This window comes from Streptomyces sp. NPDC030021, from assembly GCF_055574035.1.
Genome location: NZ_JBVIAH010000047.1, coordinates 1 through 9316 on the forward strand (window position 1 = coordinate 1; position 9316 = coordinate 9316).

Consider the following 9316-nt stretch of genomic DNA (forward strand, 5'->3'; position numbering starts at 1 on the left):
GGGGCTCAAGTCATACCGGGGCCGAAGGCCGGGAGCCTCATTGCGAGGCCACGAAGACGGTAACGGGGCTCCGCAGCCCGGCCCTCGGCCGGTCCCGCGGCGGACTGACCAGCAAGATCCACCTGGCCTGTGACAGGACGGGCCGGCCCCTCGCGTTCGTCCTGACCGGCGGGAACACCAACGACTGCACCCAGTTCACCGCCGTGATGGATGCGATACGGGTGCCCCGGATCGGGCCGGGCCGACCGCGCATCCGGCCCGACCACGTCATCGGCGACAAGGGCTATAGCTCGAAGGCCATCCGTGCTTGGCTGCGGCGCCGCGGCATTACGCACACGTTCCCGGAACGGTCCGACCAGTCCGCAACCGGACCCGACGAGGCAGCCTCGGCGGTCGGCCGCCGACCTTCGACAAGCAGGTCTACAAGCACCGCAATGTGGTGGAACGGTGCTTCAACCGCCTCAAGCAGTGGCGCGGCATCGCCACTCGCTATGACAAGACCGCCGAGGCCTACCAAGCAGCCGTCACCCTCGCATCGCTCCTGATGTGGGCGTGACACTTTGACGACAAGACCTAGCCTGGGCGTATGCAGTTCCAGCAGCTCCTGTACTTCGTGGCCGTCGCCGAGACCCGGCATTTCACCCGGGCAGCGGAGCGCGTGCACGTGGCCCAGCCCTCGCTCTCGCAGCAGATCAAGGCTCTTGAACGGGAGCTCGGGGCCGAGCTGTTCAGCCGGGCCCGGGGCAACATCACGCTCACCGACGCGGGTGAGACGCTGCTGCCGCTGGCCCGCCGGATCCTGGCGGACGCGGACACCGCGCGGCTGGAGGTCCAGGAACTGGCGCAGCTACGGCGCGGCCGCGTCCGGCTCGGCGCCACTCCCAGCATCTGCACGGGCCTGCTGCCGGATGTGCTGCGAGCCTTCCACGACGCGCATCCCGGGATCGAGCTGCTGATCGAGGAGAGCGGCTCGCTCGACCTCGTACGGGAACTCGCGCGCGGATCCCTGGACCTGGCCCTGATCGCGCTGCCGCTGCCCCCTTCGGCCCCGGCCCTCACCACGGTGGAGCTGCTGACGGAAGACCTTGTGGTGGTCTCCTCGGCGGAACGGCCGGCGCCCGGCGGGGGCGGCGAGCTGACCATCCCGAGGCTGCGGGACGAGCCGATGGTGATGTTCCGGCACGGCTACGACCTGCGGGAGCTCACGGTGGCGGCCTGCCGGGCGGAGGGCTTCGAGCCGGTCTTCACCGTGGAGGGCGGAGAGATGGACGCGGTCCTGGGCTTCGTCCGGGCGGGGCTCGGTATCGCGGTGGTCCCGGCGATGGTGGTGGACCGCGCCGGTCCGGGCCTGCGGGCGACCCCACTGGCCGGCTCCCCGCTGCGCCGCACGATCGCCCTGGCCCACCGCACCGACGTGGCTCCGCCGCGCGCGGCCCGCGAGCTGAAGCGCATACTGCTCGGCTGATTCCGCCGCGGCGGGGGTGCGGGCGGGGCGGGCGGGGCGGTCATTCTGGGGCCTGGGCCTGGGCTTGGGCTTGGGCTTGGGCTTGGGCGGACGCCCGGGCGGGGCCCGTCGGCAGGGCCTTGTCGAGGCCTTCGGCGAGCATCCCGAAGGCCTGATCGGCATCGGCCACCGCGGCCGCGTGGGCCTCGTCGGCGCTCTGCCCGGATTCGATCCGCCGCCAGTTCACCCGGCCCAACTCGTGCCGGACCGCCACCAGATGCATCGCGGCCAGGCGGGCGGCGAGCGGCGCCACCGCCTCCGCCTCCAGCCCGGCGGCGAGCAACTCCACCTCGCGGTCGGTGTAGCGGCTCAGCCGACTCTTGAGGCTGGCGGTGCTGTAGACGAGCTGCTGGAAGGCCATCACGTTCGGGTGGTCGCACAGCCCGGTGATCGGGTCCCGCTCGGCCAGCGCCGCCAGGAAGTGCGCGTGCACGGCGCCCACCGGCGTACGGCCGGCGGGCCGCTCTCGCACGATGCGCGCCACCTCGTCCTGGTGGTCGGCGAACCGGTCGAGCAGGAGGTCCTCCTTGCTCGGGAAGTACCGGAAGAGGGTGGGCTTGGAGACCTCGGCCGCGGCCGCGACGTCCGCCACCGACACGGCATCGAAGCCCCGTTCCAGGAAGAGCTCCAGCGCCGTCGCCGCCAGCCGGTGCCGCGTACGGAGCTTCTTGTTCTCGCGCAGACCCGTCGTGTTCTCCATGCGCACAGCGTACCACGGATTCGTGACTGAGTTATTTTTGTAACCGGGTTGCTTTTTCTGGCGGGAGCCGCTTTCCTTGAGACATCGACGAGGAGAGGACATCCCATGACCGACGTACTGATCACCGGCTCGGGCCCCACCGGACTGACGCTCGCCTGCGACCTGGCACTGCGCGGATTCGCCGTGCGCGTCATCGACCGGCGCACCGAGCCGCACCACGAGTCCCGGGGCAAGGGGCTGCTGCCGGGCAGCCTCGATGTCTTCCGGGAGCTCGGCGTGCTCGACACCCTGGCCGCCACCGGCAACAGGAGCGTGGTCCTGCGCAAGTACTTCGACGGACAGCACATCAACGACACCCCCACCGCCGCCGGCCTGCTGATCGGGCAGTGGCAGATCGAAGCGGCCCTGCGCGACCGGCTCGCCGGGCTCGGGGTGCAGGTCGAGTACGGATCGGAGCTCGCCGCGATCACCCAGGACGAATCCGGGGTGCGCGCGGAGCTGGCGGACGGCACCGTGATCGGAGCCCGCTACCTCGCCGGGTGCGACGGCGGGCGCAGCACCACGCGCAAGCTGCTCGGCATCCCCTTCGAGGGGAACGGCCAGGAGGAGCCCGCGATGGTCATCGGGGACGTCCGGGCGCCCGGGCTCAGCCGGGACGTCTGGCACCAGTGGTTCACCTCGGACGGCAATGGAATGCTCCTCTGCCCGATGCCGGGGACGGACAGCTTCCAGTTGCAGGCCTCGCCCGAGCGGGACGAGCGGGGCGAGCCGCTGCCGCCCTCCCTGGAGAGCTTCCAGCGGCTCTTCGACCGGCATGCCCGGGTTCCGGGCATCCGGCTTGCCGATGCCACGTGGATCTCGGCCTGGCGGGTCAACATCCGGATGGCCACGCGGCTGCGGGAGGGCCGGGTCTTCCTCGCCGGGGATGCCGCGCACGTGCAGCCCATAGCCGGCGGGCTCGGCATGAACACCGGCATCCAGGACGCCACCGCCCTGGCCCGGACGCTGGGCGCAGCACTCACCGGGCCCGGCGGTGAGGAGGTGCTCGACGCGTACGAGGCGGAGCGGCTGCCCGTGGCCGCCGACGTCCTGGCCGACACGGCGGAACGGTACGAGCGGGTCGTGGAGGCCGTGCGGACCCCTGGTCGCGGGACGGAGGTCGGCATGAGCCGGAGCGAGCCGCGCGCCGGAGCCTGAGGCCGCCCCCGGCCGACCCCGGACCGCAGGCCGGCCTGCGGCCGGGGCTCCCCGCCCGGGAATCCCGGCCCCGGACCCGGCTCCGGGCAGCCGGTCCGCCCGGCGGCGGACGTCAGGAGGGCGTGGGCACCGCGTCCGAGAGGGAGAGGGTGTGGATGCGGTCCGGGGCCCCGGGCCGGGCGTAGTACCAGCCTTGAGCGGTGTCGCAGCCGAGGGCGCGCAGCTGTGCGGCCTGGGCTCCGGTCTCCACTCCCTCGACGGTGACGGCGAGTTCGAGGCTGTGCGCCAGGGCGACGATCCCCTCCACGATCTTGACGTCGACCGGGTTGGCGGGCTGCTGCTGCATCCCCTGGGTGAAGGAGCGGTCGAGCTTAAGGACGCTGACCGGCAGCCGCCGCAGGTTGGCCAGGTTCGAGTAGCCGGTGCCGAAATCGTCGAGGGCGATGTCCACGCCGAGGGCGGCGAGCCGGCGCAGCGGTTCCAGGAGTTCGTCGTCGGCCCCTATCAGGGCCGATTCGGTGACCTCCAGGCACAGCGCGCCCGGGGCGAGGCCGGACTTCTCCAGCACCGCCACGGTGTCGGCGACCAGGCCCGGGTGGTGGAGCTGGGTCGGCGAGAGGTTGACGTTGATCCGCAGGGCCGCGCCTCCGTGCTGGCGCTGCCAGATGCGGGCCTGGCGGACGGCCTCCTCCAGCACCCAGCGCCCGAGCGGCACGATCAGCCCGGTCCGTTCGGCGAGCGGGATGAAGCGGTCCGGGCCGAGGACCCCGTACTGCGGGTGCGACCAGCGCACCAGCGCCTCGGCCCCGTGCACGCTGCCGTCTCGCATGTGGACCAGCGGCTGGTACTCGATGAAGAACTCGCCGCGTTCCAGCGCCGCGGGCAGGGCGTTGGTCAGGCCGTGGCGGGTGATCGCGCGGGCGTCGGCCTCGGCGTCGGCGAATTCGAAGCGGTTGCCGCCGGCCGCCTTGGCCCGGTACATCGTGATGTCGGCGCTGCGCAGCACCTCTGCCGGGGTGCGTTCCTTGGCCCGGCCCTCGACGATGCCGATGCTGCCCCGGACCGTCAGCTCCCGGCCCTCCAGCCGGATCGGTGTGGACAGGGCGGTCAGTATGCGGACCGCGAGGTCGGTCACCTTCTCCTCGGTGTCGGAGCCGGTGGTCAGGGCGACGAACTCGTCACCGCCGAGCCGGGCGACCACTTCGCCGGGGCCGGTCGCGCAGCTCTGCAGCCGGTCGGCGACCTCGACCAGCAGCCGGTCCCCCGCCGAGTGCCCGAGGCTGTCGTTGACCGCCTTGAAGCCGTCGAGGTCGAGGTAGCACAGGCCGTAGCGGTCGCCTCCGGCCCCGCCGAGGGCCTTCTCCAGCCGCTCGAAGAACAGGGTCCGGTTGGGCAGGCCGGTCAGGGCGTCGTGGGTGGCCTCGTAGCGCAGGCGCAGGTTCAGCAGCCGGCGTTCGGTGGTGTCCTCCATCAGCGCCAGCTGGTACTGCGGCTTCCCGTCGGCGTCGCGCAGCAGCGACACCGTCAGATTGGTCCAGAGCACGGTGCCGTCGTGCCGGTAGTACGGCTTCTCCACGCGGTAGCTCTCGCGCTCGCCGCGCACCAGCTCGCCGTACATCCGCCAGACGTGCGGGGTGTCGTCGGGGTGTCCCCACTCGCTGACGTTGCGGCTGCGGACGTGTCCCTCCAGGCCGCCGAACATCTGCAGCAGGGTGTCGTTGACCTCCAGGACGTTCCCGTCGAGGTCGGCGATGCCGATCCCCACGGCCGCGCCCTCGAAGACCGCCCGGAAGCGCTCCTCGCTCGCGTGCAGGGCCTGCTGCGCGTCGGTGCGCGCGGTCAGTGCGGAGCGCGCGATGGCCTCCTGCTCCCTGAGGGTGCGCTCGCGCAGCGCGCGGGCGTATCCCGCCGCGATGGCGTGCTGGAGCCGGGCACAGCGGGAGCGGTACTCCTCGGTGCCCTCGATGCCGGAGCCCTCGGGTCCGTCCGGGCCGCAGTAGAGCACCAGGTACGACTCGATCACGCCCAGGGTGCCGGCCAGGGCCTCGGGGTCGGTGCAGTGCACGGCGACGAGTTCCGCCCCCACCTGCTGGGCGACCGAGGCGTCGAAGGGCCGGGCGTGCAGGGCCTCGGTGAGCGTCCGGGTGAGGGGTACGAGGTGCCGTTCGAACTCGGTGCGGGTCAGCGAGGTCGCCGTGACCGGGAAGATCGCCCGGCCCCAGATCGTGGCGAAGCGGGCGATCCGGTCCTCGATGCCGCCGTGCGGGGCCGCCGCGGACCCGGTGGCCGGTGCCGCAGCCGGTGCCGCGGCCAGTTTCGGCGCCCCCGCCGTCTGTGCCGGAAGTCTCACGCCTTGCGTCCCACGCCGCCGAAGCCCGAGAAGGCGTAGGGGTCTTCCGGTGTCTCGCCGTCCTCGCCGTCGTCGGGCCGGTCCGGCCGCCAGTCGGGCATGGACACGAGGCCCGGCTCCAGCATCTCGAACCCGTCGAAGAAGCCGCCGATCTGGTCCCGGGTACGCATGACGAGGGGGTTGCGCATGTCCCGGTAGACGCCCACGGTGCCGGCGGCGGTCTCCTGGGTGAGCGGGATCCCCTCGTACGAGGCGTGCGTGAGGATCAGCAGGCTGCCGGGGGCCAGCGCGTCGCGCAGCTCGGCGACGGCGGCGTACGGGTCGTCCGTGTCCTCCAGGAAGTGCAGGACGGCCACGAGCAGGAGAGCGACCGGGCGGCCGAGGTCGAGCAGCCGGCCGACCTCGGGGGCGGCCAGGATCTCCTTGGGCTTGCGCAGGTCGGCGGCGACGATGTCGCTGTGGTCGTCCCCGGTGAGGACGGCCCGGCTGTGCGCGACGGCCACCGGGTCGTGGTCGACGTAGACAACGCGCGCCTGCGGGCTGGCGGCCTGGGCGATCTCGTGGACGTTGCCGAAGGTGGGGATGCCTGAGCCGATGTCGAGGAACTGCGTGACGCCCTCGGCGACGGCGTGGCGGACGGCGCGGCGCATGAATGCCCGGTTGGCCTGCATGATCTTGGGCAGTCCCGGCATGAATTCCATGGCGCGGCGAGCCGTCTGGCGGTCGACCTCGAAATTGTGGGACCCGCCCAGGTAGTAATCATAGATGCGGGACACGCTCGGCACCGATATGTCGATGCCTGGCGGGGCCCAGGCGGGGCGCTCCATCGGGGTCTCCAAGCGTTGGTCCTGCGGTCGTCCGTGTGAGGTCGGACTCCTGTCCGAGCCGAATGTACTGATCATTTCCCAACAGGGCGAGCAAAAGCGGAAATTGGCGATCCGTTCTTCGTCACACACCAAAGGCACCGCCACACCGGACGAGGGAATGACCGATACCGACAAGTCCCTTATGGGAATTGGCCGAGGGTCGATGGGAGTCACCACACTACCGACCCACGAGTGGCTCAAACCTCTCTGGTCGGCAGTCCACCCGTTCAGGCGAACCGGGGGCCGAGCCTCGCGTGCCCGGGCGCGCGCGGGCCCATGCTCCCGGGGTGAACAGAGCCTGTGCCAGGCGCCTGCTGGCAGTCCCGGTCCTGCTGTGGGCGGCCTTGTCCGTCACGCCGGCCGTGGCTGATAGCCGCGCCTACGCGACGACCGACTCCGGCGACGGCCCGGCGGCCACCGTGGTGGCCGCGGTGGCCGGCGGCAGCGACCGCGGACGCGGCCCGCGTGGCGGACATCACGGTGACGACCAGGGCTCCGACCACGGGAAACGCCGTGGAGGCGGGCACGGCGGGGGCCATCACGGCCACCCCCACTGCCCACCGCCGCCGCCCCCTCCGCCCTGCCCGCCGAAGCCGCCACCGAAGCCGCCGAAGCCCCCGCCGCCACCCGAGCCGACTCCCCCGCCGCCACCGCCCGAGCCCCCGCCGCCACCGAAGCCCGCGCCGCCGAAACCGCCGCCGCCTCCCGCGCCGGCGCCGAGGCCCGTACCGAAGCCGGTCCTGCCCGCACCGCCCCCGCCGGAACCGGCACCCCCGCCTCCCCGCGTGGTCCGGGCTCCCGCGCCGCCACCACCCGCACCACCCGCACCACCCGCCCCAGAGGTGAAACCCGTACCGCGGAAACCGGTGGTCCGGCCCGCGTATCACGCGGCGGCCCGCAAACCCGTCGAGCACCACATCTCGCCGGTGACTTTCACCTTGATGACCGCCGCTCCCGCGGTGCTCGCGATCGTCGCGCTGCGCCCGCGCTAGGGCTTCTTCCGCCCCACCAGTAACCGATTGGGAGTCATCTTGTCGGAATGGCTCGTCCTGTCCCTCGCGATGGCCGCGGCCTGTGCCGTGGTGCTGTCCATCGCCTTCTTCAACCACAGGAGGATCGGCGACGACGACGATCCGAACGAGACCCCGGACGTCATCGAGTACATGACGATGATGATCGGGGTGATCTACGCGATCGTGCTGGGCCTGGCGATCGCCGGCGTCTGGGAAGGCCGCGGGGCCGCGCAGGAATACGTGCGCCAGGAGGCCCAGGCCCTGCACGAGATCAGTGTCCGCTCCGAGGTCTACCCGGCCGAGGTGCGCAAGAGGATCCGGTCCGATGTCGACGCGTACGTGACCCACGTCGTGGACACGGAGTGGAAGCGGATGGCCGACCACGGCGAGCTCACCGAGCACGGCGGGGAGCTGCTGGAACGTATCCGCCGGGACGTCACCGACTACGAGCCGCAGACCGACCACGAGGGGCAGGCCTACCAGCCGCTGGTCGACCAGGTCGCGGTGGTCGACGACGCCCGCAGCGCACGCGGTTCGAGTGCCGGGGCCACCATGCCGGGGGTGGTGTGGTTCGGGCTGATCGTCGGCGCCCTGGTGACCGTGGGCCTGATCTTCACCCTGCAGATCAGGCGGTCGTTCCGGGAGATGCTGCTGGCGGGCCTGTTCAGTGCCCTCATCGCGTTCCTGCTGTTCCTGATCTGGGACTTCGACGCGCCGTTCGGGCGGGGCATCTCCGCCACCGCCGAACCGTTCCTCGCCCAGTTCCCCCACCTGGACCTCGGCGGCTAGGAGATCTCGTTCGGATCGGGCCGTCCGCAAACCGGGGACGGGCCTCCCGTCCCCGGTTCGGCCCACGGCCATGCCCCATTCGCCCGTTCCTGATCGCGGGTCACCGCACCCCGACCTAGCGTGTCGGACATCGAGGCGCACGACCCCCCACGTGCGGAAAACCGTTCCGCGGCTGCTCCTCGGGGATCCGGAGAATCAACCATGGGTGCGATACGTATCTCCGCCACCGCCCTGCTGAGCGCCGGCGCCACGGGCGCCGTGCTCGCGCTCGGCGTCCTCGGCGCGCCCGCCGCGACCGCTGCCGAGGCCCAGCCCATCACCTCGTTCGGCTTCACCCTCACGCCTTCGACCGTCGCCCCCGGGGGGCAGACGGTCCTCGCGGTCAGCCGCTGCAACGCCGCCTACGCCACCGCCTCCTCCGGGGTCTTCGACACCGTGAGCATCGCGCGGGGCCAGACCGTACGGGTCACCGTGGACCGGGACGCCCGGCGCGGAGCCGTCTACTCCGTCTCCTTCACCTGCAACGGGGAGACCGGCTCGGCCGACCTGACGATCGCCGGCGGCACCACCGGACCCACCACGAGTTCCACGCGGACCGGCACCGGCGCGACCCTCCTCCCGACCCCGTCCTCCGCCCTCGGTGTCCGCGGCGGTCTGGGCGGCAGCGTGGCCGGCATGGATCCCGTGGAGCTCGGCGCCGGCGCCGGCCTGTTCCTCGCCGCCGCGGGCGGCACCGTATTCGCCCTGCGCCGCAGGGGGTCCGGCCGTAGCCACTGAACCCGCCGGACATCCCCCGCCACCGGGGAGGGGGGGGGGGGGGGGGGAGGGGGGTGGGGGGGGGGGGGGGGGGGGGGGGGGGGGGGGGGGGGGGGGGGGGGGGGGAGGGTGGGGGGGGGG

General features: G+C 72.4%; 7 protein-coding genes and 1 pseudogene. 5 read left to right on the top strand and 3 right to left on the bottom strand.

Annotated elements, in window-relative coordinates:
- Positions 1-80 precede the first annotated feature (80 nt).
- Together ACZ4YL_RS41130 and ACZ4YL_RS41135 are read left to right on the top strand one after the other, a co-directional pair.
- Positions 81-556: pseudogene (locus ACZ4YL_RS41130) on the top strand (IS5 family transposase); the annotation flags it as partial.
- A 30-nt stretch (positions 557-586) separates the two neighbouring features.
- Positions 587-1465 carry a LysR family transcriptional regulator gene (locus tag ACZ4YL_RS41135; RefSeq protein ID WP_468123621.1) on the top strand — a complete coding sequence of 293 codons (879 nt, stop codon included), beginning with the start codon at positions 587-589 and terminating at the stop codon, positions 1463-1465.
- 40 nt (positions 1466-1505) lie between these two features.
- On the opposite strand, the gene ACZ4YL_RS41140 is transcribed toward ACZ4YL_RS41135, so the two are convergent.
- Positions 1506-2204 (bottom strand): TetR/AcrR family transcriptional regulator, encoded by a 699-nt coding sequence (locus ACZ4YL_RS41140; protein ID WP_468123623.1) that lies wholly within the window; start codon positions 2202-2204, stop codon positions 1506-1508.
- Positions 2205-2309: 105 nt separating this feature from the next.
- Here ACZ4YL_RS41140 and ACZ4YL_RS41145 point away from each other — a divergent pair, with 105 nt between their 5' ends.
- Positions 2310-3401, top strand: coding sequence for an FAD-dependent monooxygenase (locus ACZ4YL_RS41145; protein ID WP_468123625.1), 1092 nt, complete (start codon positions 2310-2312; stop codon positions 3399-3401).
- Between the two features lie 112 nt (positions 3402-3513).
- On the opposite strand, the gene ACZ4YL_RS41150 is transcribed toward ACZ4YL_RS41145, so the two are convergent.
- Positions 3514-5751, bottom strand: coding sequence for a putative bifunctional diguanylate cyclase/phosphodiesterase (locus ACZ4YL_RS41150; RefSeq protein WP_468123627.1), 2238 nt, complete (start codon positions 5749-5751; stop codon positions 3514-3516).
- The gene (locus ACZ4YL_RS41155; protein WP_468123633.1) at positions 5748-6578 is read right to left on the bottom strand and encodes an SAM-dependent methyltransferase; all 831 of its coding nucleotides are present in this window, start codon (positions 6576-6578) and stop codon (positions 5748-5750) included. Before ACZ4YL_RS41155 ends, ACZ4YL_RS41150 begins: the two co-directional genes overlap by 4 nt.
- 1070 nt (positions 6579-7648) lie before the next feature.
- Between ACZ4YL_RS41155 and ACZ4YL_RS41160 the strand changes: the two genes are divergently transcribed.
- Together ACZ4YL_RS41160 and ACZ4YL_RS41165 are read left to right on the top strand one after the other, a co-directional pair.
- The gene (locus tag ACZ4YL_RS41160; RefSeq protein ID WP_468123629.1) at positions 7649-8419 is read left to right on the top strand and encodes a bestrophin-like domain; all 771 of its coding nucleotides are present in this window, start codon (positions 7649-7651) and stop codon (positions 8417-8419) included.
- 201 nt (positions 8420-8620) lie between these two features.
- Complete coding sequence (locus ACZ4YL_RS41165; protein ID WP_468123631.1) at positions 8621-9196, top strand: hypothetical protein; 576 nt, start codon at positions 8621-8623, stop codon at positions 9194-9196.
- The last annotated feature ends 120 nt before the right edge of the window (positions 9197-9316 follow it).

Coding starts and splice junctions, on each gene's coding strand:
- ACZ4YL_RS41145 (WP_468123625.1), top strand. CDS start 2,310: ATGACCGACGTACTGATCACCGGCTCGGGCCCCACCGGACTGACGCTC.
- ACZ4YL_RS41165 (WP_468123631.1), top strand. CDS start 8,621: ATGGGTGCGATACGTATCTCCGCCACCGCCCTGCTGAGCGCCGGCGCC.
- ACZ4YL_RS41155 (WP_468123633.1), bottom strand. CDS start 6,578: ATGGAGCGCCCCGCCTGGGCCCCGCCAGGCATCGACATATCGGTGCCG.
- ACZ4YL_RS41135 (WP_468123621.1), top strand. CDS start 587: ATGCAGTTCCAGCAGCTCCTGTACTTCGTGGCCGTCGCCGAGACCCGG.
- ACZ4YL_RS41140 (WP_468123623.1), bottom strand. CDS start 2,204: ATGGAGAACACGACGGGTCTGCGCGAGAACAAGAAGCTCCGTACGCGG.